Annotated in this window: 26 protein-coding genes and 2 tRNA genes; 20 read left to right on the top strand and 8 right to left on the bottom strand. The window is 68.8% G+C overall.

Annotation, left to right across the window (positions count from 1 at the left end; translation table 11 throughout):
- Positions 1–92 precede the first annotated feature (92 nt).
- Positions 93–3,503 carry a pyruvate carboxylase gene (locus AAEX57_RS02480; protein WP_342090676.1) on the top strand — a complete coding sequence of 1,137 codons (3,411 nt, stop codon included), beginning with the start codon at positions 93–95 and terminating at the stop codon, positions 3,501–3,503.
- An 81-nt stretch (positions 3,504–3,584) separates the two neighbouring features.
- On the opposite strand, the gene AAEX57_RS02485 is transcribed toward AAEX57_RS02480, so the two are convergent.
- Entirely contained in the window at positions 3,585–4,244 is a 660-nt protein-coding gene (locus AAEX57_RS02485) for a hypothetical protein (protein ID WP_342090677.1), read from the bottom strand.
- A gap of 224 nt (positions 4,245–4,468) precedes the next feature.
- On the opposite strand from AAEX57_RS02485, the gene AAEX57_RS02490 reads away from it, so the two are divergent.
- The 11 genes from AAEX57_RS02490 (at position 4,469) to AAEX57_RS02540 (ending at position 14,045) form a co-directional block, all read left to right on the top strand.
- The gene (locus AAEX57_RS02490) at positions 4,469–5,458 is read left to right on the top strand and encodes a hypothetical protein (protein WP_342090678.1); all 990 of its coding nucleotides are present in this window, start codon (positions 4,469–4,471) and stop codon (positions 5,456–5,458) included.
- A 32-nt stretch (positions 5,459–5,490) separates the two neighbouring features.
- Positions 5,491–6,645, top strand: a complete 1,155-nt coding sequence (gene nagA, locus AAEX57_RS02495) for an N-acetylglucosamine-6-phosphate deacetylase (RefSeq protein WP_342090679.1) — start codon at positions 5,491–5,493, stop codon at positions 6,643–6,645.
- Between the two features lie 57 nt (positions 6,646–6,702).
- Positions 6,703–7,389 carry a metal-dependent transcriptional regulator gene (locus AAEX57_RS02500; protein ID WP_342090680.1) on the top strand — a complete coding sequence of 229 codons (687 nt, stop codon included), beginning with the start codon at positions 6,703–6,705 and terminating at the stop codon, positions 7,387–7,389.
- Between the two features lie 13 nt (positions 7,390–7,402).
- Positions 7,403–8,443 carry a hypothetical protein gene (locus AAEX57_RS02505; RefSeq protein WP_342090681.1) on the top strand — a complete coding sequence of 347 codons (1,041 nt, stop codon included), beginning with the start codon at positions 7,403–7,405 and terminating at the stop codon, positions 8,441–8,443.
- Positions 8,444–8,566: 123 nt separating this feature from the next.
- Positions 8,567–9,319 (top strand): class I SAM-dependent methyltransferase, encoded by a 753-nt coding sequence (locus AAEX57_RS02510; RefSeq protein WP_342090682.1) that lies wholly within the window; start codon positions 8,567–8,569, stop codon positions 9,317–9,319.
- Positions 9,320–9,428: 109 nt separating this feature from the next.
- Positions 9,429–9,788 carry a thioredoxin gene (gene trxA / locus AAEX57_RS02515; RefSeq protein WP_342090683.1) on the top strand — a complete coding sequence of 120 codons (360 nt, stop codon included), beginning with the start codon at positions 9,429–9,431 and terminating at the stop codon, positions 9,786–9,788.
- A 95-nt stretch (positions 9,789–9,883) separates the two neighbouring features.
- A tRNA-Arg gene (locus AAEX57_RS02520) sits at positions 9,884–9,959 on the top strand.
- A 255-nt stretch (positions 9,960–10,214) separates the two neighbouring features.
- Positions 10,215–11,603: a UTP--glucose-1-phosphate uridylyltransferase gene (locus tag AAEX57_RS02525; protein WP_342090684.1), complete on the top strand. Its 1,389-nt coding sequence runs from the start codon at positions 10,215–10,217 to the stop codon at positions 11,601–11,603.
- Positions 11,600–11,974 carry a hypothetical protein gene (locus AAEX57_RS02530; RefSeq protein WP_342097738.1) on the top strand — a complete coding sequence of 125 codons (375 nt, stop codon included), beginning with the start codon at positions 11,600–11,602 and terminating at the stop codon, positions 11,972–11,974. The genes AAEX57_RS02525 and AAEX57_RS02530 overlap by 4 nt, the downstream gene beginning before the upstream one ends.
- Before the next feature lie 215 nt (positions 11,975–12,189).
- Positions 12,190–13,098: a hypothetical protein gene (locus AAEX57_RS02535; protein WP_342090686.1), complete on the top strand. Its 909-nt coding sequence runs from the start codon at positions 12,190–12,192 to the stop codon at positions 13,096–13,098.
- A 20-nt stretch (positions 13,099–13,118) separates the two neighbouring features.
- Positions 13,119–14,045 (top strand): hypothetical protein, encoded by a 927-nt coding sequence (locus tag AAEX57_RS02540; protein ID WP_342090687.1) that lies wholly within the window; start codon positions 13,119–13,121, stop codon positions 14,043–14,045.
- A gap of 131 nt (positions 14,046–14,176) precedes the next feature.
- Here the strand turns inward: AAEX57_RS02540 and AAEX57_RS02545 are convergent, their stop codons facing one another.
- The 4 genes from AAEX57_RS02545 to AAEX57_RS02560 all read right to left on the bottom strand — a co-directional run bounded on the left by AAEX57_RS02545 (position 14,177) and on the right by AAEX57_RS02560 (position 16,539).
- Positions 14,177–14,539 carry an MscL family protein gene (locus AAEX57_RS02545; RefSeq protein ID WP_342090688.1) on the bottom strand — a complete coding sequence of 121 codons (363 nt, stop codon included), beginning with the start codon at positions 14,537–14,539 and terminating at the stop codon, positions 14,177–14,179.
- Positions 14,540–14,708: 169 nt separating this feature from the next.
- On the bottom strand, positions 14,709–15,332 hold the full coding sequence (locus tag AAEX57_RS02550; protein WP_342090689.1) for an SAF domain-containing protein: 624 nt from the start codon (positions 15,330–15,332) through the stop codon (positions 14,709–14,711).
- Between the two features lie 109 nt (positions 15,333–15,441).
- Positions 15,442–15,783: an FmdB family zinc ribbon protein gene (locus AAEX57_RS02555; RefSeq protein WP_342090691.1), complete on the bottom strand. Its 342-nt coding sequence runs from the start codon at positions 15,781–15,783 to the stop codon at positions 15,442–15,444.
- A 132-nt stretch (positions 15,784–15,915) separates the two neighbouring features.
- Entirely contained in the window at positions 15,916–16,539 is a 624-nt protein-coding gene (locus AAEX57_RS02560; RefSeq protein ID WP_342090693.1) for a 5-formyltetrahydrofolate cyclo-ligase, read from the bottom strand.
- Between the two features lie 18 nt (positions 16,540–16,557).
- Between AAEX57_RS02560 and glp the strand changes: the two genes are divergently transcribed.
- The 7 genes from glp (at position 16,558) to AAEX57_RS02595 (ending at position 20,915) form a co-directional block, all read left to right on the top strand.
- On the top strand, positions 16,558–17,898 hold the full coding sequence (glp, locus tag AAEX57_RS02565) for a molybdotransferase-like divisome protein Glp (protein ID WP_342090694.1): 1,341 nt from the start codon (positions 16,558–16,560) through the stop codon (positions 17,896–17,898).
- A gap of 55 nt (positions 17,899–17,953) precedes the next feature.
- Positions 17,954–18,448 carry a cyclic pyranopterin monophosphate synthase MoaC gene (gene moaC / locus AAEX57_RS02570; RefSeq protein WP_342090732.1) on the top strand — a complete coding sequence of 165 codons (495 nt, stop codon included), beginning with the start codon at positions 17,954–17,956 and terminating at the stop codon, positions 18,446–18,448.
- Positions 18,445–18,936: a MogA/MoaB family molybdenum cofactor biosynthesis protein gene (locus AAEX57_RS02575; protein WP_342090695.1), complete on the top strand. Its 492-nt coding sequence runs from the start codon at positions 18,445–18,447 to the stop codon at positions 18,934–18,936. Before moaC ends, AAEX57_RS02575 begins: the two co-directional genes overlap by 4 nt.
- Positions 18,937–18,951: 15 nt before the next feature.
- Complete coding sequence (locus AAEX57_RS02580; protein WP_342090696.1) at positions 18,952–19,644, top strand: GNAT family N-acetyltransferase; 693 nt, start codon at positions 18,952–18,954, stop codon at positions 19,642–19,644.
- 122 nt (positions 19,645–19,766) lie between these two features.
- Positions 19,767–20,516: a hypothetical protein gene (locus tag AAEX57_RS02585; RefSeq protein WP_342090697.1), complete on the top strand. Its 750-nt coding sequence runs from the start codon at positions 19,767–19,769 to the stop codon at positions 20,514–20,516.
- Between the two features lie 73 nt (positions 20,517–20,589).
- Positions 20,590–20,662: transfer RNA gene (locus tag AAEX57_RS02590), tRNA-Ala, on the top strand.
- Positions 20,663–20,684: 22 nt separating this feature from the next.
- The gene (locus AAEX57_RS02595) at positions 20,685–20,915 is read left to right on the top strand and encodes a hypothetical protein (RefSeq protein WP_342090698.1); all 231 of its coding nucleotides are present in this window, start codon (positions 20,685–20,687) and stop codon (positions 20,913–20,915) included.
- Here the strand turns inward: AAEX57_RS02595 and AAEX57_RS16190 are convergent.
- The 3 genes from AAEX57_RS16190 to AAEX57_RS02605 all read right to left on the bottom strand — a co-directional run bounded on the left by AAEX57_RS16190 (position 20,884) and on the right by AAEX57_RS02605 (position 21,990).
- Positions 20,884–21,033 carry a helix-turn-helix domain-containing protein gene (locus AAEX57_RS16190; RefSeq protein WP_446721054.1) on the bottom strand — a complete coding sequence of 50 codons (150 nt, stop codon included), beginning with the start codon at positions 21,031–21,033 and terminating at the stop codon, positions 20,884–20,886. The two genes, AAEX57_RS02595 and AAEX57_RS16190, sit on opposite strands and share 32 nt — an antisense overlap.
- 64 nt (positions 21,034–21,097) lie before the next feature.
- Complete coding sequence (locus AAEX57_RS02600) at positions 21,098–21,706, bottom strand: hypothetical protein (RefSeq protein ID WP_342090699.1); 609 nt, start codon at positions 21,704–21,706, stop codon at positions 21,098–21,100.
- A gap of 134 nt (positions 21,707–21,840) precedes the next feature.
- On the bottom strand, positions 21,841–21,990 hold the full coding sequence (locus AAEX57_RS02605) for a hypothetical protein (protein WP_342090700.1): 150 nt from the start codon (positions 21,988–21,990) through the stop codon (positions 21,841–21,843).
- Positions 21,991–22,704: 714 nt separating this feature from the next.
- Here AAEX57_RS02605 and AAEX57_RS02610 point away from each other — a divergent pair.
- The gene (locus tag AAEX57_RS02610) at positions 22,705–23,334 is read left to right on the top strand and encodes a hypothetical protein (RefSeq protein WP_342090701.1); all 630 of its coding nucleotides are present in this window, start codon (positions 22,705–22,707) and stop codon (positions 23,332–23,334) included.
- Positions 23,335–23,447: the final 113 nt, after the last annotated feature.

Raw genomic sequence — 23,447 nt, forward strand, 5'->3', positions numbered from 1 at the left:
GAAGGGAAGACCCGAAGCGATGGTCGATGTGGCAAATGTCACAGGCATGAGACGGGCCGGGAAATGTCGGAGCCGGACGATAGCTTGGCGGCATGTTCTCCAAAGTGCTGGTAGCCAACCGTGGCGAGATCGCCGTCCGCGCCTTCCGGGCCGCCTACGAACTGGGCCGCAGGACGGTCGCCGTCTATCCCTTCGAGGATCGCAATTCCGAGCACCGGCTCAAGGCCGACGAGTCCTACCTGATCGGTGAGCAGGGACACCCGGTGCGGGCCTACCTGGACATTGCGGAGATCATCCGGGTGGCCAAGGAGTCCGGCGCCGACGCGATCTACCCCGGTTACGGCTTCCTCAGCGAGAACCCGGATCTGGCGCAGGCCTGCGTGGAGGCGGGGATCACCTTCGTCGGGCCGCCGCCCCAGGTGCTGGAGCTGGCCGGCAACAAGGTGCGCGCCCTGGCCGCGGCCAAGGCCGCCGGCATCCCCACGCTGCGCTCCTGCGATCCGTCCACCGACGTCGAGTGGCTGACCCAGCAGGCCGACGAGATCGGCTTCCCGATCTTTGTCAAGGCCGTCGCCGGTGGCGGTGGCCGCGGCATGCGCCGGGTGAACGCCCCGGAGGACCTTGCCGAGGCGATGGGCGCGGCCATGCGGGAGGCGGAGAGCGCCTTCGGTGATCCGACGGTCTTCCTGGAGCAGGCCGTCGGCCGCCCCCGGCACATCGAGGTGCAGATCCTGGCCGACCAGCACGGCAATGTGATGCACCTGTTCGAGCGGGACTGCTCCATCCAGCGTCGCCACCAGAAGGTGATCGAGATCGCCCCCGCGCCGCACATCAGCGACGAGTTGCGCGCCGCGCTGTGCAGTGACGCGGTGAAGTTCGCCCAGTCGATCAACTACTCCTGCGCCGGGACCGTGGAGTTCCTGGTGGAAACCGAGGGTCCCCGGGCCGGTGAGCACCACTTCATCGAGATGAATCCCCGGATCCAGGTGGAGCACACCGTCACCGAGGAGATCACCGACGTTGACCTGGTGCAGTCCCAGATGCGGATCTGCGAGGGGGAGAGCCTGTCCGACCTGGGGCTTTCCCAGGAGACGCTGCAGATCCGTGGCGCCGCGCTGCAGTGCCGGATCACCACCGAGGATCCGGCCAACCAGTTCCGGCCCGACACCGGCACCATCACCGCCTACCGCTCCGCCTCCGGCGCGGGCATCCGACTGGACGGCGGGACGGTGGCCACCGGGGTGGAGATCAGCGGCCACTTCGACTCGATGCTGGTCAAGATGACCGCGCGCGGCCGCGACTTCGAGATGGCCATCAGCCGTGCCCGGCGTGCCCTGGCGGAATTCCGGATCCGCGGTGTGAGCACCAACATGCCCTTCCTGCGTGCCGTGCTGGACGAGCCCGACTTTGCCAAGGGTGACCTCTCCACCGGCTTCATCGACGACCGCCCGCACCTGCTGACGGCCCGCACCCCGGCCGACCGGGGCACCAAGATGCTGCGCTGGCTGGCCGACGTCACCGTCAACAAGCCCAATGGTGAGCCGATCACCACTCTTGACCCGGCCGCCAAGCTGCCCGCCGGGGTGGATCTGACCGCGCCGGTGCCCGACGGCCCGCGCCAGCGGCTGCTGGAGCTGGGCCCGCAGGCCTTCAGCCGCCAGCTGCGCCAGCAGAGCGGCGTCGAGGTGACCGACACCACCTTCCGCGATGCCCACCAGAGCCTGCTGGCCACCCGGGTGCGCAGCCGTGACCTGCTGACCGTCGCGCCGTACTACGCCCGGATGCTGCCCGACCTGTTCAGCGTCGAGTGCTGGGGTGGCGCCACCTACGACGTGGCGCTGCGCTTCCTGGGCGAGGACCCGTGGGAGCGGCTGGCCAAGCTGCGCGAGGCGATGCCCAACACCCTGCTGCAGATGCTGCTGCGCGGCCGCAACACCGTCGGCTACACCCCGTACCCGACGGATGTCACCCGCGCCTTCGTGCACGAGGCGGCGGCCACCGGCGTCGACATCTTCCGGATCTTCGACGCGCTGAACGACCTGGAGCAGATGCGTCCGGCGATCGAGGCGGTGCTGGAGACCGGGACCGCGATCGCCGAGGTGGCGCTGTGCTATACCGGCGACCTGAACGATCCGGCCGAGACCATCTACACGCTGGACTACTACGTGGAGCTGGCCCGCAAGTGCGTCGATGCCGGGGCGCACATCCTGGCGATCAAGGACATGGCCGGGCTGCTGCGCCCGCCCGCCGCCGCCAAGCTGGTCAGCGCCCTGCGCGCCGAATTCCCCGAGATCCCGCTGGCGCTGCACACCCATGACACCGCCGGTGGCCAGCTCGCGACGCTGCTCGAGGCGATCCGCGTCGACGTGAACATCGTCGACGTTGCGAGCGCCCCGATGGCGGCCACCACCAGCCAGCCACCGGCCTCCGCGCTGGTGATGGCCTTGGCCAACACCGACAAGCAGACCAAGCTGGATCCGCGGGCCATCACCGAGCTGGAGCCCTACTGGGAGGCGGTTCGCAAGGTCTACCACCCCTTCGAGTCCGGTCTGCCGTCGCCCACCGGCCGGGTCTACGACCACGAGATCCCCGGCGGTCAGCTCTCCAACCTGCGCCAGCAGGCGATCGCGCTGGGCCTGGGGGAGAAGTTCGAGCAGATCGAGGCGATGTACGCCGCGGCGGACAAGATCCTGGGCCGCCCGACGAAGGTCACCCCCAGCTCCAAGGTGGTGGGGGACTTGGCGCTGCACCTGGTGGCCGTCGGCGCCGACCCGAAGGCCTTCGAGGCCGATCCGCACGCCTTCGACATCCCGGATTCGGTGATCGGCTTCCTGAACGGGGAACTCGGCCAGCCGGAGGGTGGTTGGCCCGAGCCCTTCCGCAGCAAGGCGCTGGAGGGCCGCAAGCAGCCGGTGCGGGTGACCGAGGTCAACCCGGAGGATCTGGCGCTGCTGGCCGAGCCCGGCCGCACCCGGCAGGAGACCCTGAACCGGCTGCTCTTCCCGGCCCCGACCAAGGACTTCGAGGAGTACCGGGAGACCTACGGCGACCTGTCGGCGATGCCGACCCTGCCCTACCTGTTCGGGCTGCGCACCGGCGAGGAGCAGGTGGTGCACCTGGACAAGGGCGTCAGCCTGATCTTCGAATTGGACGCGATCAGCGAGGCCGACAAGAAGGCCAAGCGCACCGTGCACGCCCTGCTCAACGGCCAGATGCGGCCGGTGCGGGTGCGGGACAACTCGATCAAGGCTGAGGCCGCAACGGTGGAGCGCGCGGACAAGTCCAACCCGGGTCACGTCGCGGCGCCCTTCGCCGGTGCGGTCACCGTCGGGGTCACCGAGGGCCAGCAGGTGGCGGCGGGCGAGACCGTGGCCACCATCGAGGCGATGAAGATGGAGGCCGCGATCACCACGCCGGTGGCCGGCACCGTGCAGCGGGTCGCGGTGGCCACCACCACCCAGCTGGAGGGCGGCGATCTGCTGCTGGTGGTCAGCCCGGCCTGACCATCGGGCCTCGACAGGCTCGGCCTTCGTGGTTGCGTGGGAAGGGAGCCGACCACGGTCCCCGGAGCTTGTCGAGGGGTCTCAGCCCTGGGTGAAGGTGACGAACAGGTCCGGCGCGGGGCGATCCTCGCGCCGGGCCTGGTCCGCCAGAGCTTCGAAGCCCATCAGGTAGTCGGCCAGCCGCTCGGCGCGCTCCCGGCTGTGCGGCAGCACCTGCTCCAGACAGTCGCGCAACGCCCGGCCGCTGGCCACGACGTGCGCGTGCTTGCAGTAGCCCACCCGCATCCCGGCCGGTGGGCGCAGGGGCAGCTGGGCGTCCAGTGACATCAGCTTGCCGATGCCGTACTGGCTGGGTAGCCCGGCGCGGGTCAGCTCGAATTCCAGCTGGTCGATCTGCTGCGGGGTGCGGTCCAGTTCATGGCGCGCCAGGCTGCGCTCCGCCAGCCAGGCGTCGACCACCCGCCAGCAGGTCTCCAGCCGTTCGGGCTTGATGAAGCGCCCGGCGAGCAGCGCCTCGATGTCGGTGGGCAGTGGGGTGCCGTGCGGCACCACAGGCGCGTCGGGTGCGCGCCAGAAGAGCGGGCCGAGCTTGCCCAGCCGCCCGGGAGCGGACTTCTCCACCTGGGGGACGCGGAAGGCGTCGGAGGCGATCTTGCGCAGGGCCCCGGCGAGCTCCGGGGTGGCGCCGAACATGTCACGGACCTCGTCGATGCAGATGGCGTACATATGCAACTCACCCATGGCCGCCACGCTAGTCGCTCACCGTGGGTGTTCGCTGCCGACAAGCAGGTCTGTCAGGGGCATAGGGTGGCATCCGTGAATCCGCGCTCGCGTCGTCTGCTCGTCTCCGGGGTGCTGGCCGCCCTGGTCCTGCTGGTGATCCTGGGTGCGGTGCTGAACTGAAACTGATCCGCCCGGCAATGACGCCCCATCCCGGCTCGTGGCGTCCCGACGAAGGAATGACGATGGCAGACCCGACGCCGCACCCGGTGCGCCGCCCCGTCCGTCCCGCCTGCCCATGGGCCGCGCGTCCATGGGCCCTCGGTGCGCTGGCCGGCCTGGCCGGGGTGTTCGGTGCCGTTCCGGCCCTGGCCGCCGACGGTTTCACCGCGGCGGATTCGGTGGCCAGCGTGGTGGGGATGGCCGCCGATCCGGACCATGGCTACTACTGGGTTCCGGACCGCACCGCGGGACGGGTGCAGGCGCTCGGCCGGGATGGCGCCGTGCAGGGCAGCGTCACCTACGGTGCGACCCCCGTCAATGTGCAGGCGATCACCTACCGCAACGAACGCCTCTGGGTCGGCGACGTCGGTGACCCGTCGGGCAGTCGCAAGAGCATCAGCGTCTACCGTTTCGGTGACCTCGGGCTGGGCGGCAATGCCCCCTACCGGCACTACTCCCTGACCTATCCCGACGGAGCCAAGGATTCGGCCGCCATGACCGTCAGCCGCAACAACCGGATCTATGTCGCCACCTTGGGCGCCAAGCCGGGGATCTACCGCTCCGTTGCCGAGCCCAGCCCCGGTGGCGTCGCCAACCAGCTGACGCGGGTGGGTGACGCGCCCGCCGACGTCACCGACATGACCTTCAGCCCCGATGGTGGCCTGGTGTTGCGCACCGCCGACGCGATCTACGCCTATGAGGTGGACAGGTTCGGCCAGACCGGTGCCGCCCCGCTGCCGCAGGCCGCCCGCGGCGAGGCGATCACGCCGTCGCTGAGCGGCGCCTCGCTGCTGGTCTCCGGGCAGGAGACGCCGGTGGTGATGAGCACCGTGGCGGTGCCCACCACCGTGCAGCCGATCACCCCGAGCCCCAGCCCGACTGCCAGCGCGTCGGCCTCCCCGGCCAACAGCACCCCCAGCGCCATCGCGCAGAATCGCGGCACCCTGTGGGCGCTGGCGCTGGCGGGCGTGATCGCCACCGCCGCCGGGGCCGTCGTCGCACTCAAGCGTTGAACACACAACCGACTAATGAACTGGAGTAGAAGATGAGCAAGGTCGCCTGCCGACGGGTGGTCACCGGGATCGACGACGCCGAGCGCGCCCTGACGGTGGAGATCGCCGACGGTCGGATCACCGCGGTGCGCGACGGGATCGAGCCCGACGCCCAGCTGCTGGACGGCTGCCTGGTGCCCGGCTACGTGGACACCCACAGCCACGGTGCCGCCGGCGCCGACTTCACCGATCCGGATCCGGCCAAGGTTGCCCGGGCGATCGAGCACCACCGGCGGCATGGCAGCACCACCCTGTTCGCCTCCACCGTGACCGCCCCGATGGACACCGTCGTGGAACAGATCATCCGGCTGCGCGCCGTGGTGGACGCCGACGAGCTGCAGGGAATCCACATCGAGGGCCCCTTCCTGGCAGAGGAACGCAAGGGCGCGCACCCCACCGAACTGCTGATGGACCCCACCCCGGAGGCGATCGAGCAGATCATCGCGGCTTCCGGGGGCGCTGGGGCATCGGGGGGTGCGGTGAAGATGATCACCCTCGCCCCGGAACGCGGCAACGGTTTCGGCGCGGTGCGGCGGCTGTGTGAGGCCGGGATCATCCCAGCCTTTGGCCATTCCGACGCCGATGCCGAGACCACCCGTCGGGCCATCGCGGAGGGGATGAATGTCGCCACCCACCTGTTCAATGCGATGCGCCCGATCCACCATCGCGAACCCGGCCCCGTGCCGGTGCTGCTGAACGATGCCAGCGTCCACGTGGAGTTGATCTGCGACGGGGTGCACCTCAATCCGGACATCGTTCGGCTGGCCATTGAATCCGCCGGCCAGGATCGGGTGCTGCTGGTCACCGACGCGATGAGCGCCACCGGCTGTGCCGACGGTCGCTACCAGCTGGGAGCGTTGCCCGTCGAGGTGAGCCAGGGCACCGCCCGGATCGTCAACCCCGACGGCAGCGCCGGCGCGATCGCCGGCTCCACCCTCACGATGGATCGCGCCTTCGCCTTCGTGGTGCGCTGCGGATACGGCATGGTCACCGCGTCGCGGCTGGCCAGCAGCAACCCGGCCCGCGTCCATGGACTGGCGGAAGTGGGTACGGTGGAGCCCGGCAAGTGGGCCGACCTCTGCCTGGTGGACGAGGCCGGCGAGCTGCGGTCCGTCATGCGGCGGGGGCAGTGGCTCGAACAGCCCTGACCTGAGATATTCGTGATCAGGACTCGCCGGTGATCTGGACTGCAGAGGGAGCACGCCGTGAATGAGCTGATCGACACGACCGAGATGTACCTGCGCACCATCTACGAGCTGATGGAAGAGGGCATCACGCCGCTGCGCGCCCGGATTGCCGAACGGCTGCACCAGAGCGGCCCCACCGTCTCCCAGACCGTGGCCCGGATGGAGCGCGACGGCCTGTTGACCGTGCACGGTGACCGGCGGATCGAGCTGTCCGAGCGCGGGCAGGAGCTTGCGGTGGCGGTCATGCGCAAGCATCGCCTGGCCGAACGGCTGCTGGTGGATGTGATCGGGCTGGACTGGAGTCGGGTGCACGAGGAGGCCTGCCGCTGGGAGCACGTGATCTCCGATGAGGTGGAGCTGCGCCTGGTGAAGATCCTCTCCAATCCGCAGGAATCCCCCTACGGGAACCCCATCCCCGGGCTGGAGGCCTTGGGTGGCGAGGCCACGGACGCGGCCTTCCGGGACGGCGTCGAGGCGCTGACCGACGTCCTCGGCGATGACTGGGTCACCGTGGTGCTGCGTCGGATGAGCGAGAACAGCCAGGCCGACACCGAGGCCCTGGAGGTGCTGGCCGGTGCCGGCATCACCCCCGGTGTGGAGCTGCGGGCATCGCGTCAGGCGGATGTGGTGGCGCTGCAGCGCGGCCAGAACACCTGTTGGATCCCCGGGATCGTGGCCGAGGGCCTGTTCGTGAGCAGGGCATGACGACGGACCACCGATGATCTCCTCGGCAGCGTTGATCGCGCTGTGCGAGCAGCACTGGTACGACGCGGCACTGTCCATGCTGGCCGGGAGGCTGCGCGCCGACGACACCGATCCGGCGATCGTCGAGGCGCACCGGCTGGCCAGCGTGGCGCAACGCGTGCTGTCGCTGGATGCGGAGGATTTTGCGGAGCTTGCCACGACGGTGCCGGACCGGCCGTGGGCCGAGCGGCTCGCGGCTTCCGGCTTCCCGCACGGCCCGCGGGATGCCCAGCGCGGCGCCCTCGGCTCACTGGTGCCGTTGTACGAGCTGATGCTGGAGGTGCTCAACCTGCGCTCCGAACGCGGCGAGCCGCAGAGCCTGGTGGTCACCGCGCACCTGATCGCGGAGTACCTGTGCCAGTTGGGCTGGCAGACCAGGTTGGGGCACGGCGGCGATCCGCTGCGGATGGCCGACCAGGTGGGTGAGCGCTGGGGCACCGACGACCCGAGCTGTCCGCACAATTCGGCGATGCGGGCCACCGCCAAGCGTGCGGTCAACGCCGCGCAGGGTGACCAGGTGGGCTTCACCAGTTACCTGGACAAGTTCCACTCCCGGTTGGGCGACACCCTGGCGGTGTGCGCGATGAACCACCTGACCATCGAGGCGGGGGAGCGGCCCGACGTCGGGCCCACCTGCCCCAATCCCTGTGGCTGGGCGCTGCAGGGCAGCCGCGACGAGCGACGTGACCTGGACGGCCGACTGCGCCTGGCGCTGATCTACCTGGACAGTCCGTTGGTGGCCCTGCGGCACCACGCCCCCGTGGGGCACTTCTTCGGCGTACCGTCGGTGACCGAGATATCCGAGGGCTGGCTGCGCACCTGGGAGAAGCTGACCGCCCCATGGGCCGACGGCTCCAACCCGCTGATCGGGGCGGTGCCGACCGATCCCGACGAGGCGCTGCCCGGCCTGTCCGCGCTGATCACCACCGTCGCCGGCCAGCGGATTGGGCAGGGCACCCTGCTGCGGGAGATCGGCGACGACATCATCGCCGCCCTCCGCGAGGCCCGCAGCTGAGGCCGGCGAAGCGTCCCTCGACAGGCTCGGGGACCGTGGTGGGGTGGGCTCGGAGGTGACCACGATGGCCGAGCCTGTCGAGTCCCCTCCCGTCTCAACCCGCAGCTGACTAGTGTGGTGCCCATGGACGACTGGAACTCCTACCTGGCGGATTTCCATGCGGAACGGCCTGGGATCGCCGACGCGATCCTGACCCGCTGCATTTCCGGGCATCACAACCCCTATCGCTGGCTGGCGCGGGCGGTCAGTGCCTCGGCCAGCACGGTGCTGGACATCAGGTGCGGTGCGGGGGCGATCGGCCGGGAGCTGGAGGCAGACGGGCGTACCGTGCTGGGGATCGACCGTTCCTTGGCCGAGTTGCGCAGCGCCACCGGCCCGGGGCCCTTTGTCCAAGGGGATGTCCGGGCGCTCCCCTGTGCCGACGGCTGCTTCGACGCGGTGGTCAGTACCTTGGGCTGGGCGATGGTCCATCCGACGGGCGACTTCCTGGACGAGGTCGCCCGGGTACTGCGCCCCGGCGGTGTCTTCGTCGGGCTGGTGCCGACCCTGCGCCCGTTGAACGTGGCGGACATGAAGGTGGTGGGGCAGCTCGCCAGGATGCTGCAGGCCACGCCGCAGTTCCCCAGCAGCGTGGAACTCAAGGTGGGCAAGGTGCTGGAGCATCACGGGCTGCGCAAGGCCGAGGATGCGCGCGAGCGTTATCACTACGACGTCGCCAACCGGGCCGATGCCGAGTTGCTGGTCAGCGGCTTCCATCTGCCCGACGTCGATCCCGCCCGGATCCAGCAGACCGTCGACTGGATGGTGAAGCGGGCCGACAAGCACGGCGTGCTGCAGGTGCCGGTACCGCTGCGCCGGATCGTCGCCTTGAAGTGAGTCGCGGACCTGAGCGTTGCTTCCGCCCGGAATATCCGGTGATGGGGCATCGTTGAGAGTGCGATGGGCGCGGTACCCGCGCCCCGACCCGTACCGAAAGGGACAACTGATGGCTCCCGTGGCCCTGAACACCGACACCTTCGCCAGCACCATCAAGGACGACGAGATCGTCCTGGTGGACTTCTGGGCCTCCTGGTGTGGCCCGTGCATGCGCTTCGCCCCGATCTACGACGAGGCCTCGGGCCGGCATGAGGACGTGACCTTCGCCAAGGTGGACACCGAGGCCGAGCGCGATCTGGCCGCCGGGCTGGAGATCACCTCCATCCCCACCATCATGGCCTTCCGCCAGGGAATGCTGGTCTTCCGCCAGTCCGGCCTGTTGAACGGCTCGCAGCTGGACAAGCTGGTCGAGCAGATCAAGGGTCTGGACATGGAGACCCTGAAGCAGCAGGCTGCCCAGCAGGGCTGATCCCAGGAGTGCCCGCGACGCGGGTGGTGGGGTGGACGGATTCGCTCGCCCCACCCGCGTCGACATATCCTGTCCCGAGCGCCAACTGGCGCCGTGGCCCTGTAGCTCAGGGGATAGAGCAACGGTTTCCTAAACCGTGTGTCGGAGGTTCGAATCCTCCCAGGGTCGCCACCTGCCACAGCCTCGACCGTGGGCCTGAGGACGCGCTGAAGTCGCCCTCGCCAACCAACGGGCGAGCTTGGGTCTGACCCTCCCCTTCCTAGGGTTGTCCAAGAAGGCGACGCCGCGCGTCGCATGTCTCCTGGGGGTGGGTAGACGGCTTCGGCCCTGCGCGCGGCGTCGCTTTCCTTGTGCCCGAGGCGCCTCCGGGCGCACGCACAGCGGGGCCCGGCGCGGCCGGGACCACGACACTCTAGGATCGAACCCATGAGTGCCAACGGTCTAGAACTCGCCCAGGACAAGATGCGCACCGCGGGGGTCAGCGACGCTGCCGTCGAGGTGTTCAGCCACTACTACCACCAGCTGGAATCCGGCGCGACGGGGCTGATCCGGGAGGACAGCATCGAGCCGATGAGCGCGCCGCCGATGCTCGACGACGTCGAGATCACCGAGGAACAGGCGCGCGAGGCCATGCGCAATACGGTGATCATCAAGCTCAATGGCGGGCTGGGCACCTCGATGGGCCTGGACAAGGCCAAGAACCTGCTTGAGGTGCGCGACGGCAAGACCTTCCTGGACATCATCGTCCAGCAGGTGCTGGCCGCCCGTGAGCGCTATGACGCCAGGGTTCCGCTGTTGCTGATGAACTCCTTCCGCACCCAGGACGACACTCTGGCGGCGCTGGCCAAGTACCCGGAGCTGTCCATCGAGGGGCTGCCGCTGGACTTCCTGCAGAACCAGGAACCCAAGCTGCGTGCAGACGACCTGACGCCGGTTGAATGGCCGGCGGATCCGACGCTGGAATGGTGCCCGCCCGGCCACGGCGACCTGTACCCGGCGCTGCTCGGCTCCGGCGTGCTGGATGCCTTGCTGGAGCAGGGATTCCGCTACGCGTCGGTGAGCAATGGTGACAACCTGGGGGCCGCGCCGGATGCCCGCGTCGCCGGTTGGTTCGCCCAGTCGGGCGCCCCCTATGCCGCCGAGGTGTGCGTGCGCACCATCAACGACCGCAAGGGAGGCCACCTGGCCGTCCGCAAGGCCGACGGCCAGCTGGTGCTGCGCGACACCGCCCAATGCGCGCCGGAGGAGATGGACTACTTCACCGACGAGCACCGTCACCCCTTCTTCCACACCAACAACCTGTGGATGGACCTGCAGGTGGTGCGCGACACGTTGGTGGAGCGCAAGGGGGTGCTGGGGCTGCCGATGATCCGCAACGAGAAGACCGTCGACCCGGCGGATTCGTCGTCGCCGAAGGTGATCCAGGTGGAGAGCGCGATGGGCGCGGCGATCGAGGTCTTCGCCGGCGCGCAGGCGATCTGCGTCGGGCGGGACCGCTTCCTGCCGGTGAAGACCACCAACGAGCTGCTGCTGTTGCGCTCCGACCTGTACGAGCTGGACGAGGCCGGTCATCTGGTGGCGCAGGCCAAGACCCCGGCGATCAAGCTGGACAAGCCCTACAAGCTGGTGCAGGACTTCACCCGGCTGATCCCGCAGGCGCCCTCGTTGAAGCGGGCCAGCTCGCTGAGCGTCAACGGCGAGGTCACCTTTGGCCGGGATGTGACGGTGATCGGCGATGCGACGGTGACCGCCGCGGCCCCCGCGAGGCTCCCCGACGATACCGTGCTGCAGGGTGACGTCGAGCTCGGCGAGTGACCCCCGAAGGCTCCAAGCTGCTGACGGCCGTGGCGCTCGCCCTCACCGGCGAGCGCCCGGCCATTCCGCTCTGCGCGGACAGCACCGACGAACTGGTGGCAGCCCTGGCTGAGCTCGGATGGGACGCGGCGCGGGTGCAGGAACTGCGACGTCGGTGCCAGGGCGACGAGGAACCGTGGCCCTTTCCGGTGCCGCGGGATGTGCTGGTGGCGGTTGGATTCGCCCGCTACGCTGCGGTCCTTTCCCAAGTGCGCGGCAGATTGGGGGTCGATGGGTTGGTGGGAACCATCCGTCGTGGGCCGACGGTGATCGGTCCGGCAGAGCAACGGCTGCTCGCCGAGCGCCCACCGCACCACGGCCCGGTGGGATGAGCTCGTCGAACGGCGTCCTTCGTCAGATTGAAGGAGATAAATATCACTCGATGAGTAATTTAACTTGCGTTCGAGAGGTTGATTGGGTGAAGTTGCCTCTGCGTTGACCACTGCCCGGGGGAGTGGTCAATGATCGCAGATCGGTCCCCGGTCCCCGGTCTCCGGGGCCGGGGATCAGGTCTCTTCACCACCCATTCGGATGATTGGAGAGCGGGATGGTCAGCGCTGACGTCTCTGACGTGCCCGAGGGCGAAAGTTCCTTCGCGAGCATGCTGTGTGATGCGATCGCGCACCAGTCATTGAGTCTGGACGAGATCCGTGATCGGCTGCATGCGGCCGGGACTCCCGTCTCCCGGGCGACGCTGAGCTATTGGCAGAATGGCCGCTCGCTTCCCAGCCGGGAGGGGTCGCTGAAGGCGGTGGCCGAGTTGGAGAAGATCCTCAACCTGGCGGTCGGCCAGCTCTCCGGAGCCCTGCCGGCCGGTGCGCTGACCTGGTGGGACGGGGTCAGGCAGGCCGCCGTGCCGGATCAGGCCGAGGCGCTGATGGAGACAATGGGCATGTCCCTGCAGGGCCGTCACAGCGTCGAGTACCTGCGCGACGGCATCCAGGTGCCGGCCGACCGACTCTGGCAGTTCGAGACGACCGAACAGGTCTTGCGGGCGGAGGTGGATGGCCTGGACCGGGTGCCGGTCGTCTTCCGGATGAACTTCCTGGAGGAACCGCCACCCCTGATCGAACCCATCGCCGGATGTGAGCTGGGCAGGGTGGTGCAACTGGATGATGAGGGGTTGCTGGCGGGCGAGCTGCTGCTGCCCCGTCCCCTCCAGGTCGGGGAGCTGCACATGCTGGAGTATCGGTTGGTCTGGGAGATGCAGCCCGGGGAGTCCGAGGGCGGTTTCACCCGAGTCCTGCCGAGGACCATGAGTTTTCTGGTGATCGACGTCCAGATCGACGGAGAACCGCCAGTCAGCGCCAGCTACTTCACCGCCCCGCATGCCGTCAGCGGGCAGTGTGGCTCTGCCGCCGCAGACCTGCGCCAGCAGCTCCCGCCGCAGAATCACCTGCAGGTGACGCTCAACCGGCCAACACCCGGATCGCACGGAATTGCCTGGGGGTTCTGATCACGTCCAGGGAGCAGAGGGTGCATCCTGATCTGGTGCGCTTGGTGAACCATGACAGCGATGACGGGGGCTCGCCTCTGGTGGAGCCCGACACCTTCGCCCATCGGCTGGGGGAGGCGGTGGCGGCCAGTCCTCTCACCCTCGACGCCCTGAGCTCGCGGCTGGGGCAGTTGGGGACGCCGGTGACCATCGCGACGCTGAGCTACTGGCGTTCCAGCCGCTCGGTGCCCACCCGACGGAAGTCCCTGCGGGCGGTGGAACACCTGGAGAACCTGTTGGGTCTGGCGCCGGGCTGGCTGGTCAGCGCTCTGCCGGCTGCCGCGGCCGACGGCTGGGATCCGGTGGCGATGCTGCCGCCCAATCCGCGGCTGATGACGGCGCTGGACGGTCTGGGGCTGGATCTGCGTCGCCGCAGTTCCACGGATCTGGTGCGGGACCGGCTGCAGATCACGCCCGGAGCCCGGACCCATGAGGTGCGACAGCTCATCCGGGTGGAGGCCGACGAGTTGCTCCGGGTGGCCGTCATGGTTGCCATGGAGAGTGGACAGCACCTGGGGGAATTGGAAGGGCTGGGTGGGGCCGTGGTGGAGGACATGGTGGAGCTGCCCGCCCAGGGGGCGGGCGATGCGACCCTGGTGATCGCCCGATTGGAGCTGCCCCGACGGTTGGTTCGTGGCGAACGGTGCGACTACGGCTACCGCTACCGGATCGATTCGCTGGCGGCCTTCCCGTCCGAGACGTCGATCGCGCGCTCCGCCCGCACTCCGCTGCTGCTGCAGGAGGTGACCTTCCACGACGAGCTGCCCCAGCGGGTTGAATATGTCTGCCAGCCCTATCGGTCAGCACCCGACGAGGCCAGTCAGGTGGTTAGCCTGCCCAGCGGCCGCAGCATCCAGCACTGCCAGCGCGACGCCCTGGCCGGGGTGCATGTGATCCGCTGGCGCTGAGCGGCCGGTCAGCGATGGTCCGGGCTGGACGACAGTGCATCGGGATTGGTCGCGACATGGAGAAACCCCGCTGCCCGGAGGGGCAGCGGGGTTTCTTGGGTGCCGCGGATGCGGCACGGAGTTTCTCGAGCTCAGGCGTTGCGCTGCGAGGCCATCAGATCGCGGATCTCGGCAAGCAGGCCCTCGGTGGTCTCGCCCTCTTCGGCCGGAGCCATGAAGCGGGACTTGGCGGCTTCGTACGGCTTCACGATGAAGAAGTACAGGATGAAGGCGAGGATGAGGAAGGCGACCAGAGCGGTCAGGAAGGGGCCGACGGTGGAGAGGCCGAAGATCTTCCAGTCGTCAAAGTTGGGGGCGCCGCCAGCCTTCGACAGCAGCTCCATGATGACCTTGGTGAAGGCGGTGACGAGGGTGGCGAAAGCGCCACCGACGATGAAGGCGACGGCCATCTCGATGAGATTGCCACGCAGCACGAAATCCTTGAAACCCTTCATGGGTTACTCCTTTCAGGAAACAGGAGACCCTGGGTGGGCCTGAATACTGTCACGACGTCAAGACTAGGGGACTTTTCGGGGTTGCCTTGACCACACCAATGTGTGTCGGTGGTGTATGGGCAAACATTTGGTGACTGGCCGGTGACGAATGACCGCTCAGCATTTCGGCTCACCCCAGCGTGATCCCGAGCCCCTGCCCGGTGGCGAAAGCGGCCAGTCGGGACGCGACCTCCGGGGGCGCGGACACCACCACCAGGCCGGCCGACGACTGCCCGGACAGACCGGTGCCCCCGGCCTCCGGGTTGGGCAGGGCCGCCACCCGAACCCGGCTGGCTAGGGTGATCACCTGCCCGTCGGTGCCGCCATTGACCACCGTCACTCGGTCTCCCACCTGCACCAGGGACAGCGCAGAGGCGTCGGCCACCCGGAAGGGCACCAGCTGTTCACCCCGCCCCGGGGAGAGGCTCGCCGAGACCGTCGAGGCCCGGGTGAACGGGGTGCCCCGCGTGATCGGCGCGGCCAACATCTTGCCGATCAGTTCCGATGAGGCCGTTGCGGCGTGTTGCGGCGCCAAACCCTCCGGGAAGTACCCGGGCAACAGGTCCTTGGCGGTCAGCACGTGCCCGCCCGGCAACTCCGCAGCCGCCACCAGAACGCTCTGAGTGGGAGCCTGGGGCGGGGACAGTGACGCCAGGCCCGCCAGCACCGCGACGGCGGCCAACAGCGCGGCCAGAGGACGACGGTGCCAGCGCACGGCACGGGAGACCTTGTTCAGCAGATCGGTGGTTTGCACGTCCACAGTGTGTGCAAACGGCCCGATGTCGCGTCACCCATCCACAGGGGTGCTGGGCCCGGGGCCCCTGTGGACAACTCCCGTGGCCGGGTGGCGGCCGGTCAGGGGGTCAGGATGCAGGGGTCGAGCTGGCGGTGCTGGAAGCGCTGCTCGACGCGGTGCCGGCGGCCGGCTTGCTCTCCTTGGGGCCCTGCTTGGGGCTGCTCTGGTCGGGCTTGGTCGCCCCGGACTCGCCACCGGTGCTGGCCGGCGCGGCGGCCGCGGAGGAGCCCTTGGTCCGGTTGTCCGTCGCATAGAAGCCGGAGCCCTTGAAGACGATCCCGACGGCGTTGTACAGCTTGCGCAGGGCGCCGCCGCAGTCCTCGCACACGGTCAGGGCCGGGTCGCTGAACTTCTGCACCCGCTCGATCTCGACGCCGCACTCGGTGCAGCGGTACTGGTAGGTAGGCATGGTCCTCTTCACCTGGTTGGTCACGCGTCCGGGCGGCGATGGCTCGTCGGGCGGGCGAAAACTGCTGAATTGTATCCAGCCGGGCGTCCGGCGCCGAAATCGTCCAAGCGTGGGCTCTGGTTCGAGGTTCCGTCAGGCGCTGCAGCGGATCAACTCGTCGGGCAGCAGCAGCGCGTCCACCCGGCGATCATGCGGTTCGGTGGGCAACTCGGGCAGCACCTCGTCGCCGTTTAGCAACATCCACACCTGGGCGTCGTCCCGACGGTGGGCCAGCGCCCGGTCGTACCAGCCACCACCCACTCCCAGCCGCCAACCGTCGCGGGTGCCCGCCAGCCCGGAGCAGAGCACCAGCTCCGCCTGGGCCAGGGCCTCGGCGCCCAGCGCCTGTCCGTCGGGCTCCGGGATGCCCCACAAACCCGGCCGCAGCCGCGCCGGGCCCTCGAAGAAGGCCCAGGCCGGGTCATGGCGTGGCCCATCGGCGGTGGGGGAGAGCACCGGCACCAGCAGCCGGTGGCCGAGCGTCCACAGCGCGGTGACCAGCTCGATCGTCCCCGGCTCGGGGTTGCTGGCGTGTGGCGGCACGGAGAGATAGCAGGAGATGGTGGTGGGTTCCACATCCCGCAGCGCGGCCAGCACCAGCCCGGTGCGGGAGCGGTCGTCGGCCAGCCGTGCGGAGGCGGGACGGGCGCGGCGGGCGGCACGCACCCGCTCCCGAATCTGCTGCTTGCTGCACCCGTCGAGGCCTTCGGAGCTCATTCGCCTATCGTATGGGCCATGGTTTCGTTGCGCCGCAAGAGGCAAGCCGAGCAAGAGGTGGCCGTACCGTCCGACGTCGAGGACAAGCCCGAGGAGCCGGCGCCCACCCTGCCCGAGCCGCCTGCCCCCACTGCGTCCGGACTACGACGGATGCAGGATCACCGGGATTACCTGTTGTCGTTGGTGGAGCCGCTGCCCGCCTTCGGGATGAGCCTGCTGGACGCCTGGAACCTGACGCTGTGCGAGGACATCTCCTCCGAGGTGGATCTGCCCGGCTTCGAGAATTCCCAGATGGACGGCTACGCCGTGCGCGCCGCCGACGTCTGGGAGGCCAGCGAGGAAGACCCCGCGACGTTGACGGTGGCGGCCCACGTCGCCGCCGGTGAGGCCGCCGCACCGCTGCCCGAGGGGCAGGCGATGAAGGTGATGACCGGCGCCCCCATCCCGGAAGGGGCCGACGCCGTGGTGCCGGTGGAGTCCACCGACAATGGCGCCGAGCAGGTGCAGATCACCGAGCCGGTGCTTGCCGGGGCCCACATCCGTCGTCGGGGCTCGGACATCACCCGCGGGAGCCGCCTGCTCTCCCGTGGGCAACAGCTCGACGCCCGCAACATCGGCCTGCTGGCCGCGGCCGGCGTCGACAAGGTGTTGGCCCGTCCCCGGCCCCGCGTCGTGGTCGTCTCCACCGGAGCCGAACTGGTGGAACCGGGCCGCGAACTGAGCGCACCGGGACAGATCCATGACGCCAACAGCTACCTGCTGGCCGCAGCAGCCAGGGCCGAGGGCTGCCAGGTGTGGCGGGTGCAGGTGCCCTCCGACGAACCCGAAGACGTGCGTCAGGTGATCAACGACCAGCTGATCCGCGCTGACCTGATCATCACCACCGGCGGCGTCAGCAAGGGCGACCACGACGTGGTGAAGGAGGTGATGCCCTGTCTTGGGCCGTGCGACTTCGCCGAGGTGGCGATGCAGCCGGGCAAGCCACAGGGCGTCGCACTGATCGGCGACGACCAGGTGCCGGTGGTGATGCTGCCCGGCAATCCGGTCAGCTGCTACGTGAGCTTCCACGCCTTCGTCCGGCCGTTGATCCGCACCCTGATGGGTCTGGAGCCGGTCAACCACCGCCCGGTGCAGGCGGTTGCCGGGGCGGACATGCAGTCGGTCAAGGGCAAGCTGCAGTTCGCCCGCGGCCGGGTCAGCGAGCGCGACGGGCAGCTGGTGGCCGAGCTGGTGGGTGGGCATTCCTCGCACCTGCTGGGCAGCCTGGCCGCCAGCAATGCCCTGGTACTGCTGACGGAGGATGTCGAGTTGGTGGCGGCAGGTTCACCCGTGACGGTGTGGCGGTTGGGCAATGACTGAGCGCCCGGTCTTTCGTCCCAGTTCCATCGACGACTTCATCCCGGAGGTTGCCCGCATGACCCGCCACGACGGCCCCGAACCGCAGCCCTTCCCGCACCTGAGCAGCAGCGGCGAGGCCCGGATGGTCGACGTCAGCGACAAGCAGGTCACCGCCCGCTCGGCCACCGCCAAGGGCGTCGTGCTGCTCAGCGACGCATGCCTGGCCGCCCTGCGTGGCGGCGACGTGCCCAAGGGCGACGCCCTGGCCGTCGCCCGGATCGCCGGCGTGATGGGCGCCAAGAAGACCGCAGACCTGATCCCGCTGTGCCACCCGCTGCCGCTGACCGGCGTCGACGTGCACCTGGAGATCATCGATGCCGGGGTGGAGATCACCGCCACCGTCCGCACCACGCATCGCACCGGGGTGGAGATGGAGGCGCTGACCGCCGTCTGCACCGCCGCGCTGGGGCTGGTGGACATGGTCAAGGCCGTCGACAAGCACGCCCGGCTGACCGATGTCAGGGTCACCGCCAAGAGTGGCGGCCGTAGCGGTGACTGGACCGAGCCGTGACCACTGCTGGGGATCTGGGACGCGCGGTGGTGATCACCGCCTCCGACCGCGCCGCGGCCGGTGAGTACACCGACCGTTCCGGTCCGCTGGCCGCGCAAGGCCTGGCCGCGATGGGTTTCGCGGTGGATCCGGTGGTGCTGGTGCCCGACGGAGAGCCCGTCGGGGCCGCTGTCGCAGAGGCCGTTGCCGCGGGCGCCAGCGTCGTGCTGACCACCGGCGGTACCGGCCTGGCGCCGCGGGACCTGACCCCCGAGGTCACCCGACCGCTGCTCACCCGCGAACTGCCGCACCTGGCGGCGCTGATCGCACAGCGCGGCGTCGAGGCCGGGGTGCCCACCGCGGTGCTCTCCCGCGGGCTCGCCGGTTTGGCCGGGCGGACGGTGGTGGTGAACCTGCCCGGCTCGGCCGGGGGAGTGCGCGACGCCCTGGCCGTGCTGGAACAGGTGCTGCCACATGCCGTCGCCCAGGTGCGCGGGGGCGACCACTGAGATGGGTCTGTTGTCATGAGCGGTGACAGCCGCCTCCCGGAGGGTGTGGACTTCCCGGCCAGTCATTCCTGGCCGGTGGAACTGCGCTGCGGGCCGGTGGTGCTGCGGCCGCTGCGCCGCTCGGATCGTCGGGTCTGGTCCCAGGTGCGGGAGCGCAATGCGGCCTGGAACGGCCCGTGGGATGCCACCCCGCCCTCGGGCACGCAGCGGGGGGTTGCCAGCTTCCCGGAGATGGTGCGGGTCTTCGACCGTCAGGCCAAACAGGATGCCAGCCTGCCTTTTGCGATCTGCTTCGACCCGGCCTGGCCCGCGGCCGAGACCAAGCCGCGCAAGCTCCCCGTGGCCGGGCAGTTGACGGTGAGCAGCATCACCTGGGGTTCGGCCCACTTTGCGCACTGCGGCTACTGGGTTGACCAGGCGCTGGCCGGCAAGGGCGTCGTGCCCACCGCGCTGGCCCTGGCCACCGACTACTGCTTCCAGGTGATGGGCCTGCACCGGATGGAGGTCAACATCCGCCCGGAGAATGCCAGGAGCCTGCGGGTGGTGCAGAAGTTGGGGTTACGCGACGAGGGGCTCCGCGAGCGCTACCTGCACATCGACGGAGACTGGCGAGACCACCGATCCTTCGCGGTGTGTGCGGAGGATGTTCCCGAGGGGCTGCTGGTGCGCTACCTGGCCAACCACACACCCGGTTGGCGGGCCGGCTGAGCGGCATTTGTCGGCGTGTTGGGCGGGAAAGATAGCCCTCGTCGCGAATTGCCACAACCAATGCCTCGACACTCCGTTGAGGGTCACGGATGAGGGTGGCGCTTCCCCCTAGCCTTGGGCGCGTGACGGGACTGTTCTATGTGGTTATTGCTCTGGGGTGGATTGCCTACCTCGTCCCGTCCTTCGTCGCCCGGCGCGATGGTGTGGACGCGGATGAACTTGAGGTGCTGGATCGCTTTGGCGAGTCGGCGCGGATGATCGCGCCCTCCGGGATCGTGATGGGTGACGAGGCCGACGTGTCGACCCCGCTCACCCGTCGGGCCGCCCGCGCCGACATCCGAGACACCGCTCGTCGCGCCGCCCATCGTCGACGCAATGTGGTGCTGGGCCTGCTGGGTCTGACCGCGATTGCCGGTGCCGGGGTTGCCTTCGACGCGGTGGTCTGGTGGACCCCGCTGGTTCCCTTCACCATGCTGCTGGCCCTCCTGATGGTGGCCCGGTTCAGCGTCGTACGTCTCAACGCCGTCCTCGACGAGCGGCTGGCCGAGCTGGAGACCGACTGGCGCGAGGACACCATCAGCTTCGAGGTGCCCGCCACGCTGCGCACCGGCGGCATCTCCACGGACTCCACCGAGCTGTCGATCGAGATCAGCGCTCCGATCAACGGCATGACCGGCAGCCTGTGGGAGCCGATCCCGGTGACCGTCCCCACCTACGTCAGCAAGCCGATGGTGCCCCGCACCGTGCGCACCATCGACCTGTCCGCCCCCGGCCCGCTCACATCGCAGGATCCGGTGGTGGCCGAGGCCCCCGAGCGCACCGACGAGGGCTTCACCGCCGACGAGGAACGCCGCCGCGCCGTCGGTGAGTGACCTCACTTGGACGGGCACTCACAAGGGGTGCTACCCTTCTTCTTGCTGCTCGTCAGCTGACAACTGAAAACTTGGGGCATTGGCGCAGTTGGTAGCGCGTCTCGTTCGCAATGAGAAGGTCAGGGGTTCGAATCCCCTATGCTCCACGTAAGTAGAGAAAATCGAAACTTGCCCCGCCTGATGGCGGGGCAGTTTTGTTTCTCCGGTGATGTTGGTCGGAGCGTCGGCGTCGAGGTGGGCCAGGATGCTGGATGCGGGCTCGTCGGGTGTGTAGGTGGCGTTCTCTTCGTCGTCGATGGTGATGCGGGTGAACAGGGCGCGGTTGAGGATGCGTCGTTCGGCTGGTTCGCACTTGTTGTAGAGGTCGTCACATCCAACGACGCAAACACGACTCACTGATCCCCAGATCACGGGCGACCCTGGCGACCGGTTCACCTTGGGCGACCAACTCAGCAGCTCGAAGCCGGAACTCCAGCGGCTTCGCAACAGGCATCACGGACTCCTTCCCTGAGGCCATCACACCCCAGAATCGGTGTCCGGAAAAGCGGGTCAGGCTCCGCCGCGTGTCACTCAGCGTGCGGTCAGCTCTCCTCGTCCTCGAGTGACTCCTCGACCGAGGCGACCCATTCCTGGAAGGGGTCGGGTTCAGGCTGCACCGTCAGCTCGTCGGCACAGTGGGGGATCGTCACTCCCAGCTCGTCGACCAACCAGCTCCTCAGGTGGTGGTTGACGTACTCCTCCTCGACGTCGTCGGCCCCCATCTCCCCGAGGGTCAGTTCGAAGTGCCCGACCGCGAGCGCGCGGAGGAAGTCGGTGGTGGTGGCGAAGGCGCTGCCGAAGTCGTCGCCGATGATCACAACCTGTTGCTCGCCCGTGTCGTTGAGCCACCAGGCGGCGTGCGTCCCGTCACTACCGATCTGGCAGAACTGGTAGAGGCGATCCGCGAAGGCGTCGTCGCGATCGTCCTGCAGCATTCCCAGATTGAGGGCAAGATCCATTGAGCCCTCGTTGGTGAAGATGGCGGTCGTGACGCCCGCTTCGGGCGGGTATGGGGCAACCGTGGGCGTCACGGCATCCAGGTCGTCGCACCATCCGCGTTCCTCGCACCAGTCCAGCAGGCGACCCAGCTCCGGTGGGAGTTCCATTCCGCTCGGCAGTTCCCCAGCGATCTTCTGGCCCAGAATGCTCATGGCTCCATCCTAGGTCTGGTGGGGGCTGGTCAGTGGTGGTGTGGCTGGATCGACCGAGACGGGTACTTGCAGACGCCACGCGAGAGGGGGAGTGGTCAGGGGCTGATCGTCACCAGTCCCGCCTCGTGCGCCGACTACGCCAGACGGAGGTCGTAGGTGGCCAAGGCCTCGGCCTGCAGGTCGATCGCGGCCGCGAGGAGGAGAGCGTAGAGGGAGCGCAGGTTCACGACCGGCACCAGCCCCGCATGGGTGAACTGGGCCGGTTCGATCGCGGACAGCGACACTTTCAACCAGAACCGCGCCAGCCTCGACCTCGCGCAGGATCTCACCGCTTTCGTTGCGCATCTCGCGTTGGCTGATGGTCCTCATGCCCCCGGCGTAGCAAGTGCGTAGCATCATCGGGCTGGTCTGCGAGTGAGTCGTGGTGCGCACCGACCCGCGGGAAACAGGCGTTCGAGGTGGATATGCCTCGTGGGCCGGATTTCCTGCGGGATTGAGCGCGGGAGGCCGCCGAGCCAAGCCTGATCCGTCTGGCCCGACTGTTCGCACAGCGTCCCCTTCAGTAGCGGTGAGCTGTGTTCGTGGCCGCTTCTTTGGTTCGGCCGAAGTGCCGATAAGCGAGTACTCAGCCTCACCGCGCGAAATGGGTGGACGCGAGGCGCCCATGATGAAAACCAGCAGTGCGAGGGCCGCGATGGCTCCGGTGCGACCCCATGGGAGGACGAGCGCGAACTGTGAAGCATCTCGCGGGTTCACGAGCACCGGCCCGGAGAAGGGGACTTCGGTGTCGTCCGGCCCCAGACCCGCGAACTCGTGGCGGTGCGTTTCGCCATCGGGTCCGGCGACCTCGACGAGCCAGGCCATGCGTGTCCAGGGCGAGTCCTCCATGATGTAGCGCCGAACCGCCACCACGGTGCCGGCCCCGGAATGCCAGTCTGTCAGCACATGCCAGATGTGGGACAAGGGTGCCGTGGTCCCGGCGACCTTAGACTGGTGGCATGTCGGTTCCAACGTTCGTCGAAGGCCTGACCGAGGGGCTTCGCGACAGGGGTTACACCCCGCAGGCCCGCTCGGGATCGGTCTTCGCGTTCTCCCGACCGGTCGACGAAGGCGTCACCGCCTGGCTACACCTCAGCATCAATCGAGCCGGGAACATCCTTACGACCGTAGGCGTGCGCTTCGACGCTGTGCAGGAGATCTATGCTCCCGCCGCTGACGAGGCGAACAATCCGCAAAGGACCACGCTCTTCCAACCCCTGTCGGGCCTGTTGTGGCCAGCGGAGGGCTATCAGTCATGGCGTCTTGGGCAAGGTGACGACGAGGCCGTGCGACAGCGGCTGCTCCGCGACATTGATCGAGCATGCGAGCCCTGGATCGCGCGGCGCCAGTCGCTCCACGCGGTGCTGGAGGGCTTGGACGAGAACGAGTCCGACGTGTGGTCGGCGGGATATCTGCGGCCCATCGTCCTGCACTTGTTGGGTCGTGACGCGGAGGCCGTCGCTGCCCTGGATGCGCGGGTGGCTGCCATCGCCCGGGAGCCGGACTACCCCGTGGCACGCACGTTCCGGGCTTTCGCCCGCCAGTACCGAGCCGAACTCGCCTCTCCCTCCGAGGAGACGCCCGCCTGACAGCCGATGCGTCGACCGCGCCAGCGCGTCAGCCGAGCAGGCCCAGGCGCTCCAGGGCATCGACGGTGCGGGCCACGCCGTCCTCTCCCCCCAAGGTCCACCAGGCAAGAGAT

The organism is Luteococcus sp. H91, assembly GCF_038433135.1.
GTDB lineage: Bacteria > Actinomycetota > Actinomycetes > Propionibacteriales > Propionibacteriaceae > Luteococcus.

Bases quoted from the DNA above. Each gene is read 5' to 3' on its own strand.
- AAEX57_RS02610 (WP_342090701.1), top strand. From the start codon at position 22,705: ATGTCGGTTCCAACGTTCGTCGAAGGCCTGACCGAGGGGCTTCGCGAC.
- AAEX57_RS02505 (WP_342090681.1), top strand. From the start codon at position 7,403: ATGATCTCCTCGGCAGCGTTGATCGCGCTGTGCGAGCAGCACTGGTAC.
- AAEX57_RS02600 (WP_342090699.1), bottom strand. From the start codon at position 21,706: ATGAGCATTCTGGGCCAGAAGATCGCTGGGGAACTGCCGAGCGGAATG.
- AAEX57_RS02545 (WP_342090688.1), bottom strand. From the start codon at position 14,539: ATGAAGGGTTTCAAGGATTTCGTGCTGCGTGGCAATCTCATCGAGATG.
- nagA (WP_342090679.1), top strand. From the start codon at position 5,491: ATGAGCAAGGTCGCCTGCCGACGGGTGGTCACCGGGATCGACGACGCC.
- AAEX57_RS02525 (WP_342090684.1), top strand. From the start codon at position 10,215: ATGAGTGCCAACGGTCTAGAACTCGCCCAGGACAAGATGCGCACCGCG.
- moaC (WP_342090732.1), top strand. From the start codon at position 17,954: ATGACCCGCCACGACGGCCCCGAACCGCAGCCCTTCCCGCACCTGAGC.
- AAEX57_RS02560 (WP_342090693.1), bottom strand. From the start codon at position 16,539: ATGAGCTCCGAAGGCCTCGACGGGTGCAGCAAGCAGCAGATTCGGGAG.
- AAEX57_RS02490 (WP_342090678.1), top strand. From the start codon at position 4,469: ATGGCAGACCCGACGCCGCACCCGGTGCGCCGCCCCGTCCGTCCCGCC.
- AAEX57_RS02480 (WP_342090676.1), top strand. From the start codon at position 93: ATGTTCTCCAAAGTGCTGGTAGCCAACCGTGGCGAGATCGCCGTCCGC.
- AAEX57_RS02580 (WP_342090696.1), top strand. From the start codon at position 18,952: ATGAGCGGTGACAGCCGCCTCCCGGAGGGTGTGGACTTCCCGGCCAGT.
- AAEX57_RS02510 (WP_342090682.1), top strand. From the start codon at position 8,567: ATGGACGACTGGAACTCCTACCTGGCGGATTTCCATGCGGAACGGCCT.
- AAEX57_RS02535 (WP_342090686.1), top strand. From the start codon at position 12,190: ATGGTCAGCGCTGACGTCTCTGACGTGCCCGAGGGCGAAAGTTCCTTC.
- trxA (WP_342090683.1), top strand. From the start codon at position 9,429: ATGGCTCCCGTGGCCCTGAACACCGACACCTTCGCCAGCACCATCAAG.
- glp (WP_342090694.1), top strand. From the start codon at position 16,558: ATGGTTTCGTTGCGCCGCAAGAGGCAAGCCGAGCAAGAGGTGGCCGTA.
- AAEX57_RS02485 (WP_342090677.1), bottom strand. From the start codon at position 4,244: ATGGGTGAGTTGCATATGTACGCCATCTGCATCGACGAGGTCCGTGAC.
- AAEX57_RS02555 (WP_342090691.1), bottom strand. From the start codon at position 15,783: ATGCCTACCTACCAGTACCGCTGCACCGAGTGCGGCGTCGAGATCGAG.
- AAEX57_RS16190 (WP_446721054.1), bottom strand. From the start codon at position 21,033: ATGGCCTCAGGGAAGGAGTCCGTGATGCCTGTTGCGAAGCCGCTGGAG.